General features: G+C 48.2%; 24 protein-coding genes. 9 read left to right on the top strand and 15 right to left on the bottom strand.

All coding sequences use genetic code 11. The features are described 5' to 3' along the window. Nucleotides 1-222: 222 nt before the first annotated feature. Nucleotides 223-1,383, bottom strand: a complete 1,161-nt coding sequence (locus AB8599_RS20915; protein ID WP_017003407.1) for an AAA family ATPase — start codon at nucleotides 1,381-1,383, stop codon at nucleotides 223-225. 229 nt (nucleotides 1,384-1,612) lie between these two features. On the opposite strand from AB8599_RS20915, the gene AB8599_RS20910 reads away from it, so the two are divergent. After that, nucleotides 1,613-2,647, top strand: a complete 1,035-nt coding sequence (locus AB8599_RS20910) for an alpha/beta hydrolase family protein (protein ID WP_407333657.1) — start codon at nucleotides 1,613-1,615, stop codon at nucleotides 2,645-2,647. Here AB8599_RS20910 and AB8599_RS20905 read toward each other — a convergent pair whose 3' ends face one another. Continuing rightward, entirely contained in the window at nucleotides 2,648-3,709 is a 1,062-nt protein-coding gene (locus AB8599_RS20905) for a helix-turn-helix domain-containing protein (RefSeq protein ID WP_407333656.1), read from the bottom strand. Between the two features lie 139 nt (nucleotides 3,710-3,848). Further along, nucleotides 3,849-4,310, bottom strand: coding sequence for a methyltransferase family protein (locus AB8599_RS20900; protein WP_407333655.1), 462 nt, complete (start codon nucleotides 4,308-4,310; stop codon nucleotides 3,849-3,851). 293 nt (nucleotides 4,311-4,603) lie between these two features. Here AB8599_RS20900 and AB8599_RS20895 point away from each other — a divergent pair, with 293 nt between their 5' ends. From AB8599_RS20895 to glcF, 3 genes are read left to right on the top strand one after another with little or no spacing between them, the layout of a single operon-like run. Then, nucleotides 4,604-6,046, top strand: a complete 1,443-nt coding sequence (locus AB8599_RS20895; RefSeq protein ID WP_407333654.1) for an FAD-linked oxidase C-terminal domain-containing protein — start codon at nucleotides 4,604-4,606, stop codon at nucleotides 6,044-6,046. Continuing rightward, a complete protein-coding gene (gene glcE / locus AB8599_RS20890) occupies nucleotides 6,039-7,112 on the top strand; it encodes a glycolate oxidase subunit GlcE (protein WP_407333653.1) in 1,074 nt (357 codons plus the stop codon). Before AB8599_RS20895 ends, glcE begins: the two co-directional genes overlap by 8 nt. Further along, on the top strand, nucleotides 7,109-8,404 hold the full coding sequence (gene glcF, locus AB8599_RS20885) for a glycolate oxidase subunit GlcF (protein WP_407333652.1): 1,296 nt from the start codon (nucleotides 7,109-7,111) through the stop codon (nucleotides 8,402-8,404). Before glcE ends, glcF begins: the two co-directional genes overlap by 4 nt. Here glcF and AB8599_RS20880 read toward each other — a convergent pair. From AB8599_RS20880 to AB8599_RS20870, 3 genes are all read right to left on the bottom strand, one after another. Further along, complete coding sequence (locus tag AB8599_RS20880; protein WP_407333651.1) at nucleotides 8,401-8,649, bottom strand: hypothetical protein; 249 nt, start codon at nucleotides 8,647-8,649, stop codon at nucleotides 8,401-8,403. The genes glcF and AB8599_RS20880 overlap by 4 nt on opposite strands. A gap of 41 nt (nucleotides 8,650-8,690) precedes the next feature. Then, entirely contained in the window at nucleotides 8,691-9,557 is an 867-nt protein-coding gene (locus AB8599_RS20875; RefSeq protein WP_407333650.1) for a GyrI-like domain-containing protein, read from the bottom strand. Nucleotides 9,558-9,779: 222 nt separating this feature from the next. Further along, entirely contained in the window at nucleotides 9,780-10,550 is a 771-nt protein-coding gene (locus tag AB8599_RS20870; RefSeq protein WP_407333649.1) for a cation transporter, read from the bottom strand. Between the two features lie 125 nt (nucleotides 10,551-10,675). On the opposite strand from AB8599_RS20870, the gene AB8599_RS20865 reads away from it, so the two are divergent. Beyond that, nucleotides 10,676-11,557 carry a LysR family transcriptional regulator gene (locus AB8599_RS20865; RefSeq protein ID WP_407333648.1) on the top strand — a complete coding sequence of 294 codons (882 nt, stop codon included), beginning with the start codon at nucleotides 10,676-10,678 and terminating at the stop codon, nucleotides 11,555-11,557. Between the two features lie 96 nt (nucleotides 11,558-11,653). On the opposite strand, the gene AB8599_RS20860 is transcribed toward AB8599_RS20865, so the two are convergent. Further along, nucleotides 11,654-11,995, bottom strand: a complete 342-nt coding sequence (locus tag AB8599_RS20860) for an MTH1187 family thiamine-binding protein (protein WP_407333647.1) — start codon at nucleotides 11,993-11,995, stop codon at nucleotides 11,654-11,656. A gap of 194 nt (nucleotides 11,996-12,189) precedes the next feature. On the opposite strand from AB8599_RS20860, the gene AB8599_RS20855 reads away from it, so the two are divergent. Then, entirely contained in the window at nucleotides 12,190-12,438 is a 249-nt protein-coding gene (locus tag AB8599_RS20855) for a DUF3297 family protein (RefSeq protein ID WP_407333646.1), read from the top strand. A 99-nt stretch (nucleotides 12,439-12,537) separates the two neighbouring features. On the opposite strand, the gene AB8599_RS20850 is transcribed toward AB8599_RS20855, so the two are convergent. The 7 genes from AB8599_RS20850 to AB8599_RS20820 are packed head-to-tail and all read right to left on the bottom strand — an operon-like array spanning nucleotide 12,538 to nucleotide 19,115. Further along, a complete protein-coding gene (locus AB8599_RS20850) occupies nucleotides 12,538-13,965 on the bottom strand; it encodes an ATP-binding protein (RefSeq protein WP_407333645.1) in 1,428 nt (475 codons plus the stop codon). Then, nucleotides 13,955-14,611, bottom strand: a complete 657-nt coding sequence (locus AB8599_RS20845) for a response regulator (protein WP_407333644.1) — start codon at nucleotides 14,609-14,611, stop codon at nucleotides 13,955-13,957. The genes AB8599_RS20850 and AB8599_RS20845 overlap by 11 nt, the downstream gene beginning before the upstream one ends. A gap of 2 nt (nucleotides 14,612-14,613) precedes the next feature. Continuing rightward, nucleotides 14,614-15,288 (bottom strand): tetratricopeptide repeat protein, encoded by a 675-nt coding sequence (locus AB8599_RS20840; protein ID WP_407333643.1) that lies wholly within the window; start codon nucleotides 15,286-15,288, stop codon nucleotides 14,614-14,616. Between the two features lie 28 nt (nucleotides 15,289-15,316). Next, nucleotides 15,317-16,126, bottom strand: coding sequence for an SDR family oxidoreductase (locus AB8599_RS20835; protein WP_407333642.1), 810 nt, complete (start codon nucleotides 16,124-16,126; stop codon nucleotides 15,317-15,319). Between the two features lie 36 nt (nucleotides 16,127-16,162). Continuing rightward, nucleotides 16,163-16,885 (bottom strand): TenA family transcriptional regulator, encoded by a 723-nt coding sequence (locus AB8599_RS20830; RefSeq protein WP_407333641.1) that lies wholly within the window; start codon nucleotides 16,883-16,885, stop codon nucleotides 16,163-16,165. Nucleotides 16,886-16,906: 21 nt separating this feature from the next. Beyond that, nucleotides 16,907-18,469 carry an AMP-binding protein gene (locus AB8599_RS20825; RefSeq protein ID WP_407333640.1) on the bottom strand — a complete coding sequence of 521 codons (1,563 nt, stop codon included), beginning with the start codon at nucleotides 18,467-18,469 and terminating at the stop codon, nucleotides 16,907-16,909. Next, a complete protein-coding gene (locus AB8599_RS20820) occupies nucleotides 18,462-19,115 on the bottom strand; it encodes a thermostable hemolysin (protein WP_407333639.1) in 654 nt (217 codons plus the stop codon). Before AB8599_RS20820 ends, AB8599_RS20825 begins: the two co-directional genes overlap by 8 nt. A gap of 304 nt (nucleotides 19,116-19,419) precedes the next feature. Here AB8599_RS20820 and AB8599_RS20815 point away from each other — a divergent pair, with 304 nt between their 5' ends. Then, a complete protein-coding gene (locus AB8599_RS20815; protein ID WP_407333638.1) occupies nucleotides 19,420-20,340 on the top strand; it encodes a M14 family metallocarboxypeptidase in 921 nt (306 codons plus the stop codon). A 134-nt stretch (nucleotides 20,341-20,474) separates the two neighbouring features. Beyond that, on the top strand, nucleotides 20,475-20,876 hold the full coding sequence (locus AB8599_RS20810; protein ID WP_407333637.1) for a phosphate-starvation-inducible protein PsiE: 402 nt from the start codon (nucleotides 20,475-20,477) through the stop codon (nucleotides 20,874-20,876). A gap of 4 nt (nucleotides 20,877-20,880) precedes the next feature. On the opposite strand, the gene AB8599_RS20805 is transcribed toward AB8599_RS20810, so the two are convergent. Next, entirely contained in the window at nucleotides 20,881-22,329 is a 1,449-nt protein-coding gene (locus AB8599_RS20805; protein WP_407333636.1) for a glutathione synthase, read from the bottom strand. Between the two features lie 253 nt (nucleotides 22,330-22,582). Between AB8599_RS20805 and AB8599_RS20800 the strand changes: the two genes are divergently transcribed. Beyond that, nucleotides 22,583-23,041 (top strand): bacteriohemerythrin, encoded by a 459-nt coding sequence (locus tag AB8599_RS20800; protein ID WP_407333635.1) that lies wholly within the window; start codon nucleotides 22,583-22,585, stop codon nucleotides 23,039-23,041. Nucleotides 23,042-23,298: the final 257 nt, after the last annotated feature.

Here is a 23,298-nt window from a genome sequence, read left to right as displayed (position 1 = left end):
TATATGCAAACATGTTTACAGCACGCTCATCCTAAAAATTACCTAAGCGAGATAATTATAGACACAAATTTTTAACAGCACATACAGAATTGCATGCGTTTTTGGGCATTTTATTTGATATGCGATCTTTTTACTTGAAACAAAAGGAGTTAGCTGACAATTTTAAAGAGGCATTTGTCACGATTTTTTGTCACTTTTTCCAATCCCACTCGATATTCTGATCTACTCAGGCCAATTCCAATTCGGTCCATCTAGCATTCCTTGGCCTTGCACTTCCGTTTGGCCCAACACTTTTTCCAGCGCGATGGAATGGCAATCGGGATGTTCATTCAGCGCATTGATAAGTCGATTTGCATGAGAGATCACCCAAATCTGAGAGTGCTGTGAAGCATGACCAATCAAACGCGCCAAAGCGGGCAATAGATCAGGATGCAAACTGGTTTCTGGCTCATTCAGTACCATCAACGCAGGCGGCCTTGGCGTAAGCAGTGCCGCTATCCACAACACAAATCGCAACGTTCCATCAGAAAGCTCTGCGCCCGTTAATGGTCGCAATAAACCCTTTTGGAAAAACTCCAACGAGAAACGGCCATCGTCTTTGGTGACAACACGCAGCTTACAACCGGGAAAAGCGTCTTCTATGGCGTGATCTAACGCTTCATTGTCGCCAATTTCGATAATAGTTTGTAGCGCAGCTGCCAAGTCTCGACCATCGTGATGTAACACAGGCGTACGTGTGCCGAGCTGTGGTTTTCGCGCAGGGGCATCGCTGTCAGTACGGAAATGATCATAAAAACGCCAGCTTCGAATCATTTCTCGAACATGAAAAACTTCCGCTGCCGACGCCGGGTCGGCATGAGAATCAAACAGACTGTCGTAATTAGGAATGTGTTGAGAAATCACTTCCCACTGCCTGCCTTGACGGATCTTAACGACGCCCCCTTTACGCTCAACCAACGAACTTGCCGGTCGATAGTAGTCACCGTTAAAAATGCATTCGTGTTTAATTTCAGGGTCAAACGCAAATGCAGATTGCTGCGGTGCAGGAAGCCCCAACGAGATCGCATAACCAAAGGTGTCACTGGCAAATCCCAGCTTAAGCCTCATCACATTGTTTCGCTTAGTGCCTTGAACCTCAACATCACCGCGCCTCATCGCGTCAGAGATCGTTTCTGGCCCCGCCCAATAGGTTGAGTGCAAACCACCTTCTTCCGCCAGTGAATTGATCACGCCACCAGAGGCCGTTTTGGCCAGTAAACGAAGCGCTTTATAAAGGTTCGATTTACCACTGCCGTTAGGTCCTGTTATCAGGTTCAACGCCCCAAGGGGAAGCGTAAGAGACATGATAGATCGATAGTTAGCAATCGAAAGAGATGTGAGCATCGAAGACACCTAGCTTAACTGTTTTTATATACAGTATCATTAAATCTCTGGATTGGAATACTTTAGTGAAGAAAGAAAAGGAAAGCTGAAAATTGCGCCTAATAGGTACTCGAATCGGTTTTAGGTCGTCCTCGATCCGGTTTTAAGGCGCATCAATACAGGGTTTGAGGGAATATTATTCGAAACCGTATTCGATACAACCTTCTGACATCTGACAAGGAATGACAACATGAACCCTATTGCCTCTCTGCTACTTCTCTTTCTTTCTTTCAATGCGTTGGCAAATACCGTCGGATTCACTCAATTTCAACTTGAAGATGATCCCCATCGCCCGTTAAATGTCACGCTTTGGTATCCAACAATTGACACCTCTCCAGCCGCATTGGTCGCAGACAACATTGCATTTCAAGGCACCCCTGTTGTGAAGAATGCAATAGTGAATCAGGCCCAACATCCCGTTGTCTTGTTGTCACACGGATACCGTGGCAGTTGGCGGAATCTCAACTGGCTGGCAAACGATCTGGTCAAAAAGGGTTACATCGTCGCCGCCCCTGATCACCCCGGCACCACCACTTTTGATATTTCTCCCCATCAAGCTGCACAATGGTGGCAACGTCCTCGCGATTTAACACGAGTGTTGGACTTTTTGTTAAGCGATGAGCGCTGGAATCGTGTCATTGATGCCAACAACATATCGGCTGTTGGACACTCATTGGGGGGCTGGAGTGTTGCGCAGTTAGTGGGCGCGAAATTCGACCGAGGCACCTTCCAAAAACAGTGTCTTTTATTTCCGAACCCACGGACTTGTGGGCTGGCAAAGGAGCTTGGATTGCAGTCTTCACAAATGGGCGAACCAACATCCAACGACTTTTCCGATGATAGGTTCAAACACGTGGTTATTCTTGATCTCGGCCTTGCCCGCAGTTTCTCGACAGCGAGTCTAAATACCATCAATACACCGGTACTTATTCTGGCAGCGGGTATTGATATTGGAGATTTGCCGCAAGCATTGGAGTCAGGCTATCTTGCCGAACACATTCCCTTGCTCAACCGTCGTTATAAAGTTTTTGAGCAAGCGACCCATTTCAGTTTTATGCAGTTGTGTAAACCCGGAGCAAACCAAATATTAGAAGAGGAACGGCCCGGCGATGGTGTGGTATGTAAGGACGGCGTTGATACAGACAGAAATACGCTACACGACCAAATATTCACGGATATTGCGCAGTTTTTTAACTCGGCAGTCACCCCCAGCAGTGAGCGATAACTAAGATGGCGATTCCGATAAGGTTCTAAAGGCACTTGGCGTTTGACCAACCACACGAAGAAACTCTCGATTAAAATTCGATTTAGTCTGAAATCCAGAGGCAAGATAGATCTCCGTAATGCTGTCTTCTGTTGTTGATAACAAAACCTTCGCATGTTCAATGCGATAAGCATTGATAACTTTAGAAATATTCTCACCACGAATTTGATTCACTGCGATAGAAACCTGTTTGGCAGGTATCCCAAGCTGCCGGGATAAACGACTTAACGTGATGTCGGGATCTCGAAATGATGCCTTTTCTATCATCAACACATCAAGCTTGTTCATGATATCGGTAGCATCTTGATCAGACATTTGAGATTTGCTCTGTGTGGGTGATTCGGGCGTTTGTCTATCGGCGTCACTGACCAAAATCCGTGTTGATTCGCTCGTCGTCTCTGTGTGGTTTTGCAGCGTACTGAAACCAACAATCGCCACGGCGATAACCACTATAGGGATCAAAACAAGGTATGACAGTGAAATAATGAATGCCGCGTGGTCGCCGTTATAGACCACGAAATCAAACGACAACGCGCTATCAATAAAAGCAGAGAAAAGCAGCATTGCCCCTGCCGTTCGTTCCGCCATGATGACTCTTTCGACATTTGATAAGCGCACCTCTTCCGGCATTGTGAAAGAAGAACGTATCAATGCACCGCCGTAACCCACATATAAAGCAATTAAGACGATATCAGTTGCTTGCGGCCAAATTTGATAATTAAACGAACAAGCCGCGATGACAAAAGGCCAACACCAATGCCAACGAGAAGGCGGCTTTATATGATGCGCTCTCGCAAAACAATACCACGCAGCAACTGGCAGAATCGATGCCAAAATAGGCTGAATAAATCTCAGCATTTGGAGGTCAAACGTCCAACGTAGTCCAACTACCGACGTACAAATGGCACAAAGAAGCGCGAACAGGATCGATTTCATACCGGATTGCCCCAGCTTTAAATACAAAAGCATGGCGGCAATCACAAGCAGCAGTGACACAACGAAAGGAACAGGTATGGCAAGCATTTGACTTAGTTGTTGGTTTCCGTCTGAGATACCTTGAGTTTATCGAACATAAACACGCATGTTGTCTTTTTCTTCGCACTACTCGCTAATTGAAACATGTAGATCTCACTTTAGCGCAACCACATGAAGTGAAAATGCTTCAAAGCCAACGGCGAACTTTGTTTTTATACTCTGGGTACTCATCAGGAAACAGTTCTGTTAGATACATTTCTTCCGGCTCAATCTGAAACATATTCATGTAGAACACAAACAACACACAGCCAAACAAGGTATATAAATTAGCAAAATAGCAGGCTGCGGCCATCAAGATACACAAGAGACCGACATACATAGGATTACGCGTGATTTGGTAAACCCCCGATTGTACCAACGACGTCGACGTCGTCTTTAGCGTCGGATTCACCGTCGTTTGATGTCGACGAAACGCGAGTACACCTGAAATCCCAAACACGCCACCGATAACCAAAAAGCCCACCATTAACATCTTAGAGTAAGGCATTAAAAATTCACTCGATGGCGATATGCTGGCGATTCCCTTCATCAGCCACAACACCAGTATCACCTGCAGCACCGGTGGTACTTTCAGTTTTAAGCTATCCATAACTCCTCCTTGAGTGAACACAAACCATACAACCACTAGTCATGAAAATCCAATGTAGATGAATATCTTATATATAGGGACTGCACATTGACCTCTTATCCAAAATCAATGACGCAAGGTTTGATCGCATATAGCAATTCAGTATTGCTAGCGGTAATAGTTGCGAGCAATAAGCAACATGCCCCACACTTTTACCGAGCAGTGTAGGGATTGTCCGCGCCAAGGTAACAGGATCGACTAACGTTTTAACATCTGAACGCAAACACCACACCCACCGGACAAGGGAGGCATGCATGGAAGCCGAAGTTTTCGACGCGCTTGAGCGCATCGTTGGCAGTGAACACATCATTGTGGACAAAGAAACACTCCATTCTTATGAATGTGATGGGCTGTCCGTCTACTGCTCGCTACCTACCTGTGTTGTTCTTCCCGCTTCAACAGAAGAAGTGATGGCTATCATGGCGCTGTGCCATCAACATGCCATTGCGGTCGTTGCGCGTGGTGCAGGTACAGGGCTTTCCGCGGGTGCGCTTCCCATTGAAGGGGGCATAGTGTTGTCTCTCGCGAGATTCAATCGCATTCTCAACATCCACAAAGAAAGCGGCCTCGCCGTGGTACAACCCGGCGTTCGCAATTTAGCGATTTCAGAATCAGCGTCCGATTGTGGTCTTTATTACGCGCCCGACCCTTCTTCGCAAATCGCCTGCTCGATTGGCGGCAATGTTGCGGAAAATGCCGGGGGTGTGCATTGCCTCAAATATGGCCTCACGGTGCATAACATCGTTTCACTGGTTGTAGTCACGGCGCAGGGTGAACGCTTATCTGTCGGTGACAAAAGTGCAGACATTGCGGGGTTTGATTTTCTCGCGTTACTGACAGGCTCTGAAGGCATGTTAGCTATAGTGACCGAAATCACCGTGAAGCTTTTGCCAGTGCCCGAACTGGCGCGGGTGATCGTCGCAGGTTTTGATACGGTCGAGAATGCCGCCAACGCCGTCAACGACATCATCTCCCAAGGCATTATTCCTGCCGGATTAGAAATGATGGACAGCTACGCCATTCAAGCAGCGGAAGACTTTGCTCATGCCGGTTACCCCAAAGAGGCGCAAGCACTGTTGTTGTGTGAATTGGATGGCAACGCAGACGATGTGAACCACCAACTCACCATCACGCAATCTATCCTCGACAAAGCGGGGGCAACGTCGTTAAGAGTCTCCAGCAATGATGCTGAGAGAGCACTGATGTGGAAAGGCCGTAAATCTGCGTTCCCTGCCGTCGGTCGGCTTTCACCGGATTACTACTGCATGGACGGCACCATTCCGCGCAGACAATTGGCCCCCGTGTTGGCCGAAACCCATCGTCTTTCTGAGTATTTTGGGTTGCGCGTTGCCAATGTGTTTCACGCCGGAGATGGCAACCTTCATCCACTGATCTTGTTTGATGCCAATGTGCCGGGCGAACTCGAAAAAACCGAAGCCTTTGGTGCAGAAATATTGCGTGTTTGCGTGGAAGCGGGTGGCTGCATTACTGGAGAGCATGGTGTTGGGCTGGAAAAAATCGAACAAATGTATCACCAGTTTACTGACGCCGAACTTACGCAATTTCATCGAGTAAAAGCCGCCTTTGACCCTGACAGCTTGCTCAATCCTGGCAAAGGCATTCCAACGCCCAAGCATTGCCAAGAACACACGGTGATGGAAAATCAGCAACTCGCGGGAGGAAACCCGAATGGCTGATCTTTCCAATACCCTTTTAGAGCAAGTTTTGGATGCAAAGGCCACCCACACTGCCCTAAACCTGATTGGCGGCAATACCAAAGCTTTCATTGGCCATGAGCCAGTCGGTCAGTCCGTTTCCTTAACCAACCACAGCGGCATCATTGCTTACCACCCCAGCGAATTGGTGATCACGGCACGAGCGGGCACACGTATCGCGGAGTTACAATCAGTCTTGGCCGAACACAACCAAATACTGGTTGGTGAACCGCCCGCGTTTGAAGGAAAAGCCACGTTAGGCGGCTCGGTGGCTTGCAACATTAATGGTGCTTCTCGCCCATTTCATGGTTCGCTGCGTGATGCGATTCTTGGCGTAAAACTGATCAACGGCTTTGGTGAGCATCTGCGGTTTGGCGGTCAGGTCATGAAGAATGTGGCGGGCTACGACCTGTCACGCCTTCAAGCAGGCGCCATGGGGGCATTCGGTATTCTTACCGAAGTCAGTCTCCGTGTAATGCCACAACCAGAGCTTATCGAAACACTGCAATTGGAAATGTCCGCCCAATCTGCCATCACGAAAATGCGATCACTGGTTACCCATGGTTGTCCGCTTTCTGGTGCGGCATGGGTGGATGGCAGCATGTTCCTTCGTCTTGCGGGTTCAAAGCAGACAGTGCGGCAAACCGCGAGTAGTCTGGGTGGAGAAGCGCTCCAGCACCAGTCTCTATTTTGGCGTTCTATTCGTAATTTTCGTCATCCCTTTTTTCACCAACAAGGCCACCTATATCGGTTTTCTATCAATCCTGCCTCGCCACATTTGGCGCAGTATGAGCACAGCCTGATCAACTGGGCGGGCAATCTACGTTGGGTAAAAACAGACGCCACACTTGAAGAATTGGTCCCTGTCGCAGAAGAACACGGCGGACACGTGGATTGCTATGGCACCGAAAACAGGCAACCGCCTTGTTTTCATCCGTTATCCCCCACCCACCAACGATTGCACCAATCGCTAAAAGCCGCGTTTGATCCACAAAGCCTGTTCAATCCCGGTCGCATGTATCCTTGGCTTGGGGAGATTTCACGATGAAAACGAACCTCGATAGTGCGTTTCTAAAATCAAAAGAAGGCCAAAAAGCCCAAGATATCCTGCGACGCTGTGTGCATTGTGGATTTTGCAATGCCACCTGCCCCACCTATCAAGAACGGAGTGATGAGCGAGACGGCCCACGCGGGAGGATATATCTCATCAAACAGATGCTTGAAGGAGGGGAAGTCACCGAAAACACCCAGCGTCATCTCGATCGCTGTCTAACATGCAGAAGCTGTGAGACCACTTGCCCGTCCGGCGTTAAGTACAGCCAACTGCTCGATATTGGCCGGCAACACATTGAATCGAAAGTCCCCCGATCACCCAAAGAAAAATTGCTACGTTTCACGCTGACCCGCCTGCTTCCCCATTCCGCTCTGGTAGGGTTTGGTGTCACCATGGCCCGCACCTTTCAGTTTTTGTTACCGCGTCACTTAAAAAAGAAACTGCCCGAGCGGCAAACCGCAGATAAGCACTATGCCAGCGTCTCAGCATCAAGCTTGTCAATGCCAACGACAAAAGCATCAGCACCAGCACCAGCACCAGCACATCGAACCATGATTGGGTTTAAAGGCTGCGTACAACAAGCTGTTACCCCGAATACCTTATCGGCTGCGCGTGCTGTCATGAGTCACCTTGGCATTGAACTTATCACCGTGAACAAAGAAACCTGCTGCGGCGCGATGAATCTTCATCTCGCTGAACACCAACGTGCTATCGAGCAAGCAAAACAAAACATCGATGCATGGTGGCCGCACATTGAAAACGGCGCAGAGGCGATTGTGATTTCGGCTTCTGGCTGTGGGATTTCCATTAAAGAATATCCAGAGCTATTAAGCGATGAAGCGGCGTATATAAATAGAGCCAACGCGGTCGCTGCCATAGCCAAAGATCTTAGTGATGTGTTGGCGAAAGAAGATTTGAGCCGTTTGCCGCTTAATAACAGCGAACAACGCGCTGCCGTGCATTGCCCATGCTCACTGCAACACGGCATCGACCGCAAAGACAATCTATACAAAACCCTAACCCAAGTTGGCGTGATCCAAACGCAAACAAAAGAAGACCAATTATGCTGCGGATCGGCGGGGGCTTATTCCTTATTGCAACCTGAACTCAGCCAGCAACTTTTGAAGCGTAAGCTCGATGCGTTACAGTGCGATAGCCCCGAGGTTATCGTTACCGCGAACATTGGCTGCCAACTTCACCTAGCTTGCGGCAGCGATATGCCCGTCAAACATTGGATTGAGCTTGTGGCAGAGCGACTATCGCCAGAGAAAGCATCGTCGCACTAATTGTTGATATCCGTGAGATAGACATACAGGGCAACGACAAAGGAAACCATCAGTGTGACTTGCCACAACCCATTTTCCCAAAATGTCAGTGGCTCGTCTGACCAAACTCGCAAGGCGACGTTGAACAGTTCACCTTTTAACATCAGCACCAGAACAGTCAATAAGTAGTAATTGATAAAAAGAGTAAGGTGACTGCGAAGCACTAGGGCTTTTCTTTTTAGCGAGATATTCAAAGAAAGGTTCATGAAGTAAGCCTACGAATAGTTGGGGTTTAACAGCCAAATTTTTAAGCAATTGGAAGATAAACATCGGTGACCATTTCATGCTCCAGGACATCAGGGAAAAACGTCACTCGCTCAAACAACACGGGAAAGTCGCGTAGCGTTTCACCTGAAGCCGGCAACCACTGCGAATATAGAAACCTCACCGCACAACCAATGACATCATCACTGCCAACAAAACGTATCTTCGCGCATCGCCCTCCCTCAAGTGTTTTTCGAACCATTCGCGGATCAGAAACATCCGTGTGCGTATCAATCTGGCAGCAAATGTCTAAACGAAAAGAGGTATCAACAATTTCTTCTGGGTCGTCATAAATCAAATTGAAGGTTCGATAGTGGCTAGGCAGAAGCGTCATTCCTTTGTGCCAATCAATGAATTGCTTCACTGAATAGTGAAGTTTTTCAGGTACATCTCTGTGCTCAAATACCGCCAAATGCATCGTAGGCAGTTCCGCATACTCCACATCAAATTTGGGTTGCTTCATAAATGCCTCATTACGCAGTTTAAAGATGCCTTCAAAGTGCGATTGCCAAGCCGGCCAATCAGGATCCTCTCGAAACGCAGAAGGGCTTTGCCCAAAAACTTTGCGAAATGCGCGAGAAAACGCTTCGCTACTTTCGTAGTGACAATCTAGTGCGATATTGGTGATAGGCAGTTCTGTGCGGTACGCGATCTGATATGCGGCCTTTTTTAGCCGAAGAAGGCGCACATAAGTGGCAACACTGATCCCGTATTCCGCTGAGAATAAACGATGGAAATGGTACTTAGAGAGATGAGCGATGCGACTCAAAATATCGAGATCGAAATGGTCATCCAAATTGAGTTCAATATACTCACGTACCTTTTCCATACGCTGAGCAGTGTTACACATCGTGACGCGCTCCGTTCGTTCTGCTATGTCCCAGTTACAGACACAACAATAACTCACGCAACATCCACTGACTTGACCAAACTTGCTGATATCCGACGAATTTAACGTAGAGACGCAACCATTAATCGATAACGTGCAGTGACTGACGCAGATTGAAAACAAAAAAGGGCAGCTCACTGAGCTGCCCTTTCTTAAAATTTCATTCGATTAATTGCGGTGCTTTCAAGCCAATACGCGATGGCCAGTAACGCGTTCTTGTTGCTGATAGATGCTCCACAGACGTTTCGTTGAGTCACCCACCATTTTTACTGGCACAGTAGCAAAGTAAACCGAAGCCAGAATCACCATGATTGGGTCTGCATACATTGCATACTCAGTGAAACCCGCCTCCATCAAAGCCGCCGCCACGATAAAGCCGACCAGAACTGCCGCACTAATAACGGTATCCATCAGCCACTGACTGGTTTCCGCCTTCAAAATCGTCGACGCGTTTTTGCCTGAGTGTTTTTTGACGATGTAATAACACGCCATACACGCAACAAGGTTAACCACACCAAAAATCAGCGCAAAGCCTGCGTTTACTTCACGGCCACCGTTAAACATCGCTTCAAAAGCAGATGCAAACGACACCACACAGACCACTGAAACAGCGAGACCTTTAATCAACACCACCAGTGATTCAATAACCGCGGCTTTTTGCGCAGAAACCGACTTACCCGATTTTCCGTTCTTTGTTGTTCCGTTGCCGATGTAGATCGTTGCGCCCAGTGCCATCAATGACAGAACCAAACTGACCAAAGAGTAAGCACCATCGAAAACGATCGCCATGGAACCTGCCCAAAGGCCAATGCCAACACCCAACGCGGCAAAGCAAAAACAAGCAAAGGTAGAAAATTTCAGTAAGTTACGTTCTTTCGCATATTCACACGACATAAATCCCCACAAAGTGACAAAAAATTTGACTGCTGCGCCTTTGATTAGCGCTTGAGACACACAATAACGGCTTTTTTGACAATGAATGAGTTGCTGAGCGACAGGTTTTTTGTCGCTGAGCTTTTCTTATTTTTATTTAGAGTTAAAATCATTTTGCCGATTACATGCGCAAACATGGACATAAAATGCGAAGTAGCCAAATAGAAATGTTTCTCACCGCCGTCGAGACAGGTTCCATCGCCGGAGCGGCGCGTGAGCTAGATAAAAGTCGAACCACGGTCAGTGCAGCCATTAGCGCATTGGAAGATAATTTGGGTGTTGAGCTTCTGGCGCGTTCAGGGAACAGCGTCACCCTCACCAATGTGGGCCGAATGATCCACGATGATTGTGAACGCCTATTACAAGCGGCCTATGATATAGACGCGAAATGTCGACAATTTGAAAGCGGCATTGAATCCGCCCTGCGAATTGGGCGAGACGACGCCATTCCCGAAGCGTTTTGGCGCGCCACCATGCGTGAAATCCACCAGCTATTTCCCGATTCAAGTGTGTCGCTGTATGTTGCGCCGCCCCCAGAACTTTACGAAATGGTCGATGAGAACATGGTCGATGTGGCCTTTGGTCTTCTGCCAGAAACACGCGCGTTTGGGCGCATCAGTTCGAAAAAGTTGGGGCAGGTTCGCATGATGTCGGTGGTTCACAAAGACCACCCTCTCGCCAACCTCAAACGTGTTCAACGCGCCGATTTAGAACGTTACACCGAAATCACGCTAGCTTACGTCGATGACGAAGGGCTTAAAGCCCTCGACCCTATTTCGCCCCACTACATTGCGCTGCCGTTTTATGAGCACTTGCGCGATGCCGTATTGGACGGTTCAGGCTGGTCAAACGTCCCTTCGGTACTGCTGAGAAAGTACCTAAGAAGCGGCACATTGCAGGTACTTCGCCACTCAAGCGCCATGCAGTTACAACCTTATGGTGAAATTACGTCAATGGATGCACAAGGCGGTGCATTGACCGCATGGTTATCAGATCGCTTGGAAGAGTATTTGGCGGAGAATACTTAAAATCAAAGGTGTAAACAGTGCGAGGTTATAAATCAAAAAGCGGGATCACGAAATTGTTCGCCGTCATCGGATGAAAGCACGATGACGGCTAAAACGTTACTTGTTAACAAACATATGGTTTGCTTTGGTCACGCCGCGATCATAGGTACAAAACGTGTCTGTGGCCGCTTCAGTTTTACTGTGAATCTTGATGTTGGTTATCACTTCAAGCGCACCTGCGTCGTAGCAAGCCTGCTGGGCTCGTTTAACGATCTCAAGTAGATGATTTAACTCCCCTCTCATTGTTGTTTCCATTGCCCCAACTTGATAAGGGACATCCGCTGCTTTAACAACTTCAATGGCTTTGTCTACAACCTCAAAGTTGTTACCTTCTTTTAGTCGAGGTATCACTTGGAAAGCGACAAATACATCGTTAACTACTGGGTTTTGAGCTGACATTGGTGTTCTATCTCATGATATGTCGAGAGGCAACATATTATCATTTTTTGTGTTTCTGACTACCTGACATGTCGTTAATACAAACAGCAATCTGGCTACATTTTCGACCAATTATATCTAACCGTCAGCGCTGCTTGAGCGCGGGCGTTATCTTGACTACAATGACGCACTTTTTTTGACTACAGGTCACGAACATGAACGACACTAACTCGCTACCCGCTTTGCCAGATCGCCTTTCAGGTAATCCACGTAGCCCGCATCATGTAGCAGAATGTTTTGAGCACGAAATCGGCATTATGTTCAACGGCAAAGAGCGTTTTGACGTTGAAGAATACTGCATCAGCGAAGGTTGGGTTAAATTTCCATCACCGAAAGCATTGGACCGTCGTGGTCAACCGCTTCTGATGACGCTGAAAGGCAAAGTAGAAGTTTTCTACAAGTAATTAAATACTCCAAGTATTGAAAACGACTGCTGATCGGGCCTAAAGACATTTAGGCCCTTTTTTTGGCGCTAACGATCAGCATTTAGCTGCTAAACACAGTCAGATACGGTCAAACACGACGACAAACTGATTGCCACTCTCGCCTTCACCTGCACTTTTTACCTGCACATTCGCACTGTGGATCTGCGCAATGTCTTTCACAATAGACATACCCAAGCCTGCACCATCCCCTTTGTTAGAATGACCGCGATAGAACTTATCAAAAATGCGCTGGCGAACGTCGTCTGGCATCGCCATCCCTTTATCAGACACCGTCACTGCCACTTGACTTGAGTCAGTAAGCAGCTCAACGTCTACCGTGATCGAAGAACCTTGCCCTGAATAGCGAATAGCGTTGTCTATCAAGTTGGCAAACAAAATGGAAAGCATAACGGGGTGCGCGTTAACCGACGCTTTTTCCGCTCCAACCAAAGAAATTGTCTGTGAATACTTGAGTGAAATAGGCACCAAGTTGGCGATCTCTTCACGAAGCATGCTCACAAGATCCATTGGCTGCAGGACAATGTCTTTTTGCTGCTCCACACGAGAGAGCACCAAGAGTTGTTGAATCACCCTATCGGTTCTATCAATGCCTGCCAAAATGCTGCTCAGATCTTTGTTGCGCTCTTTTTCATCATCACTTTGAATCGCATTTTCAGCGTTTAACCTTAATACGGCCAATGGTGTTTTTAATTCATGGGCTGCCGTACTGATCAAGCGTCTTTCGCGCTTCCACGCATTTTCCAACTCCGCCAGCAAAAAGTTAATCTGGTTCACCAAAGGCTCAAGCTCAATCGTGGCGTTTTCTACGCGTATACGCTGCAAGTTATTAATGCTTTTCGAAGCAATCAGCTTTCGTAGTTCTTCAATCGGGCGAAAATAGCGGTTAACCAGCAAAGCAATTAACGCTATAAGGAAGGGGATCAATAGAATTTGTGGAAGCCCGATAGAAAGCGCCACTTCTGCTGTCAGTTCCTCTCGAATACCTATCTTTTCAGCGACGAGGATCGTGAATGCCGGTGACGTGTCACCAGGCGGCGTAAAAGGCAATTGAAAGGTACGCCAACGTTCCCCTTCAAACGTCACATCTTTATAGCCCGCTTCGTTTAAGGTGCCTAAAAATACATCCGGAGCATTGGCGCTTTTGCCGACGAGCTTGCCGTTAGACAGATATTGGAACAGCACCTTTTTTTCGTACGGATGCCCATACGGCGTAGCCGTTTCTTCATCCACCGCCATTTTGTTAATGGAAGAAAACCAATCGGCATAGATCTCGTCCAGTTTTTTCGGTGGACTGTCACCCCAACTCATCGCGGCGAGCGCCAATGTTTTTGCGGATTGACCAAGGTGAGCATCAAAGACTTCGTCTATCTCATGACGGGTTTCGGTATACATGAAAAACCATGAACCCAGAACCAGCAAGCTGCTTAATACCGCAGCGCTAAAAATCAGGTTTCGTTTAATCGAAATAGGCGCTTTATTTTTCAATGATATATCCCACACCTCGAATGTTTTTTATCAAATTACCGCCCGTTTTCTTTCGCAGATTATGAATGTGGACTTCTATGGCATTTTCGCTCGCACCTTCATCCCAGCCATGCAAGGTTTGCTGCAATTGGTCTTTGCTCATCACGCGGCCTGCATGGGTCATGAGTGTTGTGAGTAACTTAAATTCATTGGGTGTGACTTTGATCGCTTCGCCGTTTAACTCAACACGATTGTTTGCCAGAGACACCGACACGCCATGCAGTTCAATATTCGTGTCCACATAACCCGAAATACGGCGGATCATCACACGCAGACGCGCCAACAACTCTTCCAGCGCAAACGGTTTCACCATGTAATCGTCTGCACCACCGTCTAGACCTTCAACGCGATCTTCTATGTCATCTCGCGCTGTCAGAATCATCACAGGTATGGTGTGTTTGGCCTGTCGCAGTCTTTTGAGCACGTCGATGCCATCGACATCTGGCAGGGTTAAATCCAGAATCACTGCGGTGAAGCTTTCCGTTTTGAGCAGCCATTCTACGCCGCCGCCTTTTTGTACCCAATCAACGGTGAATCCATGGCGGCTTAATGAGGCCACCATGGATTCACCTAACATTTGATCGTCTTCAATCAAAAGAATTCGCATTGTTATTCTAGTTCCTTCAGCTTGCGCTCAATTTCGCGTTGTCGCCCTTGATCTGCCAATTCACGCCCTTCTCTCGGTGCGGCTTTTTGGGCTTTTTTCAAAAAGGCGATGGCTTGTGCTGTGTCGCCGTTGTTCGCTAGAAAGTCACCATAAAAGAAATTTGGATCGATACCGTTTGGATTAATTGCGAGGGCTTTTTGCAACATAAGCTCGGCTTCATCGTCATCCCCAAACCCAATTGGCCACCCCGGCACCTGATAATACAGTGAGCCCAAACTGGTGTATGCCGACCCTTCAAGTACTTGTGAGTCTGACGAAATCACTTCTTCAAGCAGACCTTTCGCTTCTTTCACCAAAGACAAAGCACCCAATCCGCCTTCCGCACCGGCTAGCGTGCTTTTGTTGATGGCAAGCCAGACTTTGAGATCATCACGTGATGGGTCACTGTCCAACTCTTCTTGGTTCATTGCAATCAAAGAATTCAGGCAACTGATTTTGTTCTCTTTATTAAAGGTGTCGTATTGGCACTTTGCCCACTGTTTTTGTACTGTTTTGAGCGTTTCATCTGCATTTGCAGCGGTAACGTTAAAACTCGCAGCCATTGCCAGCATAACAAACAATGATTTGGTGGTGGTTTTCAAGATGGTGTTAATGGTTTTGCTGATACTTGTGTTCATCGTCGTTCCCTCAAGATTATCCGTTTGCTTATTTGCAGCGTGTTTTTGTCGCGTATTCCGTGATGGTCTGATGCTGCTTTTTGATTGCAGAACCCACCAAAGACGGAAACAACTGATTGAGCCTGACGAATAATTTTTCAGGCCAGCCGATCCATTTCACTGACGCCTCTTGTTTGAGCATGGCGACAGTTTGCGCCGCCACAAATGCCGCTTCGTCAGTTTTGTTTCCTAGCTTTTCGTTCATCTCAGTCACACGCGCATCATTCAACGAGGTATTGGTCGCTCTGGGAGCCAAGTACTGAACGCGCCTACCCGTTCCATTTAGCTCTCGGCTGAGTGCTTCACTAAAGCGCTGTAACCCTGCTTTTGCGGCGCAATAACTGGTGTAACCGGGAAAACCAATCGCCCCGAACGTAGAACCCACATTGAGGATCACCCCGTCTTTCGCCATCCAACCAAGCGCACTTTGGCTCAGTAGAATGGGCGCGATCAGGTTCAATTCAACGTCTCGTTTTACCGATGCTGCATCGCGATCTTGCAGATACAGAAAGGTGTTACAGCCAGCATTGTTGATCACGACATCGACGGGCTTTCCCGCAACATCAAGCGAGGCACAAAACTGCGATACCGCGTCAAGGCCTTCGGTTCGCGCCAAGTCAGCGATCAAAGATTGGTGGCGCGATGAATCGTCAAGGCTTGCCACCAGTTCAGCCAGCTGGTTCGCTTTTCTGCCCACCACTATAAGTTCACAACCTTGCTTTGCGAGCGCAGCAGCGATCTCTTTCCCGATCCCACCCGTTGCGCCTGTCAGCAAAACGCGTTTGCCATTCAGTTTCATGTTTGTCCCCTTCTTCACTTTGCTATTGGCTAAACGCTATGCAGCATGGCTTTGTTGCTTAAGCGGCAGTTCACACAGCATTTGGCCATACAGAGCAAACACGCGGTTAGCACCGTCAATAATGGCGGCCTGATCGTCAGGGTTCGTCACTTGGTTCATTAGCGTTTCAAAAAAGCCGATATGCTCGACATCCAATGTGCTGTGTGAGGTCAAATAGCTCATTGCCGCATCAGGCAAACCCAAACCGTGTTTCACCAGTGCAGCCATGTCACCACCGACGGACACACTCGTGCCTTCCAGCACCCAAACCATGCCAAAAAAGGCCATGGGATTGCGTCTATCGATTTGGTGGTAGAGATACGCAACCATCATTTCAATAGGTAAACCCACCGCACCTTCAGCCTGGTTATAGCGAGCCAATTCGGCATCAAACCCACACCGGTTTAAGTCATTTAGAATCCATTCGTGGTGGCCTTTTTCTTCTTCAATGTACTCACCAATGGCCTGACGCAGCCACTCATCGCTTTCTGGCAATCGCGAGCCACAGGCCATTAGCAAAGGCACGGTGTGTTTAACGTGATGAAAGGCTTGCACCAAAAACGCGGTGTAAGTATTCAGGTCAACATTGCCCGCTCGACACGCCTCAAAAATGGGTGCGCTTAACATGGCATTTCGTGCCGCCAAGGTTTGCTGCTCCAGTGTGTTAAAAAACGGGGTGTTGTTGTCTGTCATCGTGTTGCTTGAAGTATTCATGTTCATGGCAATAGCTTCCCTACGTATTCAAGTCAGTGAAATATCGGAGCAACTGGTCACGGAAAAATCCGCCACGCTCACGCATTGGTTATTTGGGATAAAACAAGAGAATTGTTGTGCAAACACATCACGACGCGGTCGACCATTCGCGGTCATTAAACTGTCCTCATGCTGAAAAGGTTGGGTGAAAATAACGTGCCCGATGGCGGCATAATCCGGTAGGCGGCGATTAAGTTGCGCAATTTGGCTAAGCGTTTGTTCATGGTCATGACTTGCCACCACCGCAGACAACACGGCACAGCCATCGCCAAGCACCACCATTTGACGCAAATGTGGGTAAGCCAAGGCTTCTGCTTCAATCCATTCAGGGCTGACATTGCGTCCAAACGCGGTGATCAATACGTTCTTTTTGCGGCCTGAAACAAACAAGTAACCTTCTTCGTCGAGGTAGCCAAGATCCCCGGTATGAATGTCATCGTTTTGGCAATCTATCGCTTCATGGATATAGCCATTCATCGCCGCGCCTTGCACCACGATTTCACCGTCATCGGCAATACGGACTCGGCAATGTGACAGCGGTTTCCCCACGCTGCCTTGGCGGTGTGCGAATGGCGTATTGAGGCTGACCACCGAGCCACATTCAGATAGCCCATAACCTTCAAACACGGGCAGACCAAGCTGTTGCGCTTTGTGGTGCAAAGACGCCGGCACTTTCGCGCCACCGACGGCGATGAATGTTAAAGGCTGTGTAATGCTTGGCTGCACACTGGCAATTTCTGTCAAAGCCAACAGCAACATGGGCGTCACCACCATGCTCTCTGGTTGGTATTGTGCCAACGCCGCGCCGAAAATATCCGGTGAGAAGCCACTTGATCCGCGAAGCCCCACTTCGAATCCTTCTAACACCACAGTTTCAACACCCAATGACAATGGCACGTATATCCCCGTGATATTTTCAAGCAGCGTCGATAACGGCAGCGCGACAAGATGACGAGTTGGCGAAATGCTTTGCTGAGTCGAACTGATTTGCTGAGTCGAACTGATTTGCTGAGTCGAAACAGTTTGGGTGCTGACAGCCTCAACCAAAGATTGCGTCACCGCATCAATAATTTCCGCGCTAAGGGCAACACCTTTTGGCGAACCGGTTGACCCCGAGGTGAACGTTATCTTTGCTATCGTATCGCTGCTCAATGTGTGGGCGGCAAGGCGCGAGTAGCAGGGTAATCCGGCCAGTTCACCTTGGGGTGAAATAGCCAGTGTCGACCAATCCCCCACCAACAAATCCACATCCGCTTTCGCAACAAGATGCGCCACTTGTTCACGAGAGAAAAACGTCGGCACGGGCACAACCGTCACCTGTGCCAGTAATGCAGCAAGATCAACCTTCGCCCAGGCAATGCCGTTCTCAGCAAGCAACGCGATACGCTTGGTCTTCCATTGTTTAAGCGTGTCACTCAAGGTTTGAATGTCGCGCCATAAAGTGCAGTAATCCACGTTACCAATCACACCAATGGCGTCACGGCCGACCAACGCCGTTTTGGTCGGCGTGGTCTGTGCAAAATGGCGGATGCGCGCTAACACATTAACCATGGGACACCCCCAGCCCTGTTTTGTACATGGGCGTATTTGAAGCCAAATGTGCGTTTGATGCTCTCAGGTCAATCTGCGAAAGCTGCTTAGCCCCTGCCACTAAGCTTCCCGCCGATACTTTAGGTTGTGTTTGGTAGTAGCTCCCCCACACAGATTCAGCGTTATCAATGCATGCTGAATCGGCATCTACCAGCGACACGGGCGCCAAGCCAAATCGTTTCATCATGGCTTGCAGTGGCCCCGTCGCGGTGAAAATACACCAGCTAAATCCTTGCTCAACCAGATAGCGGGAAAGGTAAGTGAAATGCTGTAGCGATACCCCGCGTGAAAATGAAGCGAGCTGACCAAATTCAATCAGCGCGCTGCGTTCAACGCGCGCACCAAAATGCTGTGAGATAAGCTGTTCAGCCGGAAGATGCAAATACTGCTCAAGAAACAAGCGTTCGTTGTTTGCTGTGCGAAAGCCACACACCGATAAGATGCTCCCTTCTTCATCTAACGCGCAGGAGAAGTAAGGCATGAACTCAGTGACAGTGGCATCAAACGCGATGCGATAACGTTCGGCAATATAGTGCTCCACGTCCGCTCTCAATGGATGCGATTCTGTCACTATCTCGAAGGTGGTGAATGTAGGCTTCTTTTCCATTCCGCTTCTTCCCTAGCTGTAAGCGATAATGAGAGCCTAATCAGTGAGTCTTAAGAATCACTTAAGGATGGCTTAAAAAAGAGAAATTATTTTTTAGCCAGGCACTAACCCTATGAAATATAAACAGGAATAAATGTCACCATGACCTCTTTCCATTAATGGCCAAATAGTCATCAATCAGAATATGATGGCAATGGAATGCGCAAAAGAGTGTGCTACTCTCTTTGCAGAAAATGCTGACCCTGTCAGCCAACAAGCCGTTTAACCTAGAAAGCAACTCACCATCTCTCAGTAAGGAATTACCATGACAACATCCATCACTTTTCCTATCGGCACACCGGGCCAACCTTGGGGAGATGAAGAAAAAGCACAGTGGCTCAAAACCACCAGCATTAAGCGCAGCTACAAAGAGGATGTGATGACAAAAATCGAGGCGTTAAAAGACCGCTTCGATGTCACGCAATACGGCGCATTGTCTTTTGATGCATCGCGTTACCCGCAGTTTGGTATTCGAAGCCGTGATTTTGACCAAAGCAAACCGACGATTCTGATCACGGGCGGCGTGCATGGTTACGAAACCAGCGGTGTGCATGGCGCGTTGCAATTTCTTGATACCGAGGCGCTGGATTATACCGAGCACTTCAACCTGATTGTTGCACCGTGTATCAGCCCTTGGGGTTATGAAACCATCAACCGTTGGAACCCAATTGCGGTTGATCCAAACCGTTCATTTGTGCAGAACAGCCCATCGGAAGAGGCCGCCAATGTAATGGCGTGGGTGAAAAGCTTGGGCGTAGAGATCTTCACACATATCGACCTTCATGAAACCACAGACACAGACGAATCCGAGTTCCGCCCAGCACTGGCCGCTCGTGATGGCAAAGATTACGAAGAAGACACTGTGCCTGATGGATTCTATACCGTGGGAGACAGTGAAAACCCGAATGCAGATTTTCAAACCGCGGTGATCGACGAGGTGCGCAAAGTGACACACATTGCCCCTGCGGATGCTGAAGGAAACATTATCGGTTCGCCTGTTCAACAGGAAGGCGTGATCAACTACCCAGTGAAATCATTGGGACTGTGCACTGGCTTTACGGATTGCCAGTACAGCACCACCACCGAAGTGTACCCAGACAGCGAAAAAGTCACCGACCAAGAGTGCAACGATGCGCAAGTCGCGGCGATTCGCGGTGCGTTGAATTACTTGGTAGCACAACGCTAAACATTTCGAGATCTCGCGTTGTTCACCTACACACTCTCTCAGCACTGAGGGAGTGTGCTCTTGCTAATGATACAAACCCCTCCCAAGTTATCTCGTTAGACTGATCTTATAACCACGGACAGTTTGAGATGGCGATGCCGAAGCATAAGACGACAACCAAAGTCATACATGGTCTAGAAAATGTTGTATTGGTGCTGATTGTCATCGCGACGATTTACGCCATAGGTGAAGAGATCTTCTTAGTTATCGCCAACCGAAGCGTTTCAGTCGGCGATTTGCTGCTGATGTTTATCTACCTTGAAGTGCTGGCGATGGTTCACAGCTTCTTTGAGTCCGGCAAAGTGCCGGTTCGTATGCCGCTTTACATCGGTATTGTCGCCCTTGCTCGTTACCTGATTCTCGACATGAAAAACATGGACGATTGGCGAATCATGACCATTTCGGTGGCGTCGCTGATCATGGCCATTACCGTGTTTATTATTCGTTTCGGCCACGTCAAATTCCCTTATCCCAAAGCACCGGATAGTGAAAATTAGCCTGCTAGGTATTCTCATACCGCTTGTACGCCAACGAATCTAACGCGCCCATGCCGCTGTGAACGCCACCTTCGCTAACTTGCGACGATTTACTGCGGATCAAATAGCCCGCATAACCGCCGCTTTCAAGTGCAGGCTCTCCATCAATATGAACCGTGAACAGGCCAATTTCACTGATCAGATCGTCAATCACATAGATCTCGCCTTTTCGTACCACATACGCGGCTCGCGAGCGAGGAAGAGGATGCAGCCTGCGCATCAACGCCCACGCGTCATATTCGTTGGGATCCAACGCCTTCAGCTTAGTATAAATGTCCTCGCCAAATACACAGTGGCCACCGCCCTCCCCCTGATTCTTCAATACCCACTCATCTAACGGACGGTGTTGAACCCAATCAGCACTTTGTGCGTCAACTGGGATCATATCCCCCAACAAATGCTTCACCTCTTCCGCTTCTGTTTGGGTCAAGCCAAAACGAGTTAACGACTCAGCACTTTGGGAAGAAAGCAGCATTTGAACGCGTTTGCTGGTCGCCAACTGTTGGCTCACTGTGGCATTCACCGCCACGCGATGCTTTTCAATCATCACACGAGTTTGCGTAAGCGCCTCACAACATGCGCGATCAATGATGTCGTGCGCCACATAGTCAGAAAACTGGTAACCCGCACGCAGATACACCGTATCAATTGCGCCAATACCATCTAACAACAGGCGCTGATTTTCACCTGATGAAAGCCCATCATACAGTTCTCGAAATGTGCGCCGTACCGTGCGAATCCCCTTGTCTTGAAGTGCGTGTTCCAACAAATGTTGGTCATACACATTGTCTTCATGCTCTTGCACCACCATGAGAAATGTCGGTGCACCTGCATCTGAAAATTCCTGTTTGATCTTCCATGTCGCCGCCGCAATGCCTTCCGCTAAACCTTGTAACGCGGAATTGCTAACAGGCAGCCCGACTTCATCACCCGACCACTCCGCATACGGTGAAGGCCATTGCTTCGACAAATAGCAATGCAGTTCATGAATACGCTGACCAAACGGCCCCATGCCCGCCGCAATGCCATTAAATTCCACTAACTTCGGGCCTAACACCCCATCGTCCATAAAATCGCTGCGCATCAACAGCAGAGGCAAACACTTGTTACTGGTGCTATCGCTGTGAACATCTTCCGCCATATTCAGCAACGTTTTGAAGAACACATTCCCTGCCGTTATCGGGCGAATCGCCTCAAGCAAAAATGCATGATCTTGCGACACCGCATGAACCAATTTCCCCATCAAATGCACTGAGGACTGCAACCGTTCAAAACGCGCTTTTTCAATCACAGTAGGCGTTAGCGTAAACGCGGGGTGCCTTGCTGAATCCAGGGTTTGTTTCAACGCCATGCCATGGGTTAAAGCCCACTCCACCGCTTCGTTTTTGGCTTTTTCTGTGTTTTTGTAGGCCATAATCAAGTAACCCTTAATCCGGTATTCGCGAGCACAACAAGCTCATTTCGATATATATCGAATAATAGACGACAAGGTCAACCCCCAATGACTCTTTAACGCGAATCCCGCCAATCAACCGATCTAGCGCACGGAAATACACCCACCACTCATTTATCACTCTTACTGAGCGAAAACCTAGTATTCGTGAGGCTTATCATTTCGCCCAAATTTTAAGTGCCTTACACTCGCTCTATTAGGTTAAGGGAATGATATGACGACAAAATTTATTGCTTGGGGAAAGATTTTCGAGTCCGGCGTGAAAAGCATTGATGACGAGCACAAGATGCTGTTCGATATTGCCAATCGCTTCTACGACAACATTCGTCGGGGTGATGATGATCAGGTGATTTTTGAAACGCTGAATAAGTTAATTCGTTATGCAGAAACGCACTTCCGCCGTGAAGAAAAGTTGCTTGAAGAAGTGGGTTATCCTGAAGAGAAAATCCTGCGTCACAAAGCGCACCACCACAAGCTGATCACTCAAATTTTTGAAGTGTACGAAACCCAGTATGAAATCACCGACAATCGCCTGATTGACCAGCCCGAAAAAGTAAAAACATTCCTAACCGATTGGTTGATCATGCATATCCTGACCGAAGACCGTGACTACTTCCGCCACATTGAAGAACAGGCCGCCATTCAATTTGAAACGGAAAACATAAAACAGTAGCGTAAATCATTGAAGTAAATGGTTATCTATTAACTTCATGGCTACGCGCGTCCTGACAAAAGTGACGGGCGTAGATCCGGCCTCTGCTCATCCGAGCAATTGACTAAATAAAGAGGCGTCGGGCTTGTTCAACACCCGAATAAAGTGTCGGCTGCGCGACACTTATTTTTATTTGTTCTGTTAGCCTTGCCGCCCAGCTTTCAAAACTGGATTTAGCTCGCTCTCAAAGTAGATTTCTAGAGAAGCAACCCAGTGAG

The sequence above is a fragment of the Enterovibrio litoreus genome (assembly GCF_045679545.1).
Lineage (GTDB): Bacteria > Pseudomonadota > Gammaproteobacteria > Enterobacterales > Vibrionaceae > Enterovibrio.
The sequence above is the reverse complement of the archived record's forward strand: the minus strand, read 5'-3'. Positions and strand labels throughout refer to the sequence as shown.

Excerpts from the sequence above, each read along its gene's own strand:
- AB8599_RS20915 (WP_017003407.1), bottom strand. The coding sequence starts at position 1,383 with ATGCTCACATCTCTTTCGATTGCTAACTATCGATCTATCATGTCTCTT.
- AB8599_RS20910 (WP_407333657.1), top strand. The coding sequence starts at position 1,613 with ATGAACCCTATTGCCTCTCTGCTACTTCTCTTTCTTTCTTTCAATGCG.
- AB8599_RS20905 (WP_407333656.1), bottom strand. The coding sequence starts at position 3,709 with ATGCTTGCCATACCTGTTCCTTTCGTTGTGTCACTGCTGCTTGTGATT.
- AB8599_RS20900 (WP_407333655.1), bottom strand. The coding sequence starts at position 4,310 with ATGGATAGCTTAAAACTGAAAGTACCACCGGTGCTGCAGGTGATACTG.
- AB8599_RS20895 (WP_407333654.1), top strand. The coding sequence starts at position 4,604 with ATGGAAGCCGAAGTTTTCGACGCGCTTGAGCGCATCGTTGGCAGTGAA.
- glcE (WP_407333653.1), top strand. The coding sequence starts at position 6,039 with ATGGCTGATCTTTCCAATACCCTTTTAGAGCAAGTTTTGGATGCAAAG.
- glcF (WP_407333652.1), top strand. The coding sequence starts at position 7,109 with ATGAAAACGAACCTCGATAGTGCGTTTCTAAAATCAAAAGAAGGCCAA.
- AB8599_RS20880 (WP_407333651.1), bottom strand. The coding sequence starts at position 8,649 with ATGAACCTTTCTTTGAATATCTCGCTAAAAAGAAAAGCCCTAGTGCTT.
- AB8599_RS20875 (WP_407333650.1), bottom strand. The coding sequence starts at position 9,557 with ATGTGTAACACTGCTCAGCGTATGGAAAAGGTACGTGAGTATATTGAA.
- AB8599_RS20865 (WP_407333648.1), top strand. The coding sequence starts at position 10,676 with ATGCGAAGTAGCCAAATAGAAATGTTTCTCACCGCCGTCGAGACAGGT.
- AB8599_RS20860 (WP_407333647.1), bottom strand. The coding sequence starts at position 11,995 with ATGTCAGCTCAAAACCCAGTAGTTAACGATGTATTTGTCGCTTTCCAA.
- AB8599_RS20855 (WP_407333646.1), top strand. The coding sequence starts at position 12,190 with ATGAACGACACTAACTCGCTACCCGCTTTGCCAGATCGCCTTTCAGGT.
- AB8599_RS20845 (WP_407333644.1), bottom strand. The coding sequence starts at position 14,611 with ATGCGAATTCTTTTGATTGAAGACGATCAAATGTTAGGTGAATCCATG.
- AB8599_RS20840 (WP_407333643.1), bottom strand. The coding sequence starts at position 15,288 with ATGAACACAAGTATCAGCAAAACCATTAACACCATCTTGAAAACCACC.
- AB8599_RS20835 (WP_407333642.1), bottom strand. The coding sequence starts at position 16,126 with ATGAAACTGAATGGCAAACGCGTTTTGCTGACAGGCGCAACGGGTGGG.
- AB8599_RS20830 (WP_407333641.1), bottom strand. The coding sequence starts at position 16,885 with ATGAACATGAATACTTCAAGCAACACGATGACAGACAACAACACCCCG.
- AB8599_RS20825 (WP_407333640.1), bottom strand. The coding sequence starts at position 18,469 with ATGGTTAATGTGTTAGCGCGCATCCGCCATTTTGCACAGACCACGCCG.
- AB8599_RS20820 (WP_407333639.1), bottom strand. The coding sequence starts at position 19,115 with ATGGAAAAGAAGCCTACATTCACCACCTTCGAGATAGTGACAGAATCG.
- AB8599_RS20815 (WP_407333638.1), top strand. The coding sequence starts at position 19,420 with ATGACAACATCCATCACTTTTCCTATCGGCACACCGGGCCAACCTTGG.
- AB8599_RS20810 (WP_407333637.1), top strand. The coding sequence starts at position 20,475 with ATGCCGAAGCATAAGACGACAACCAAAGTCATACATGGTCTAGAAAAT.
- AB8599_RS20805 (WP_407333636.1), bottom strand. The coding sequence starts at position 22,329 with ATGGCCTACAAAAACACAGAAAAAGCCAAAAACGAAGCGGTGGAGTGG.
- AB8599_RS20800 (WP_407333635.1), top strand. The coding sequence starts at position 22,583 with ATGACGACAAAATTTATTGCTTGGGGAAAGATTTTCGAGTCCGGCGTG.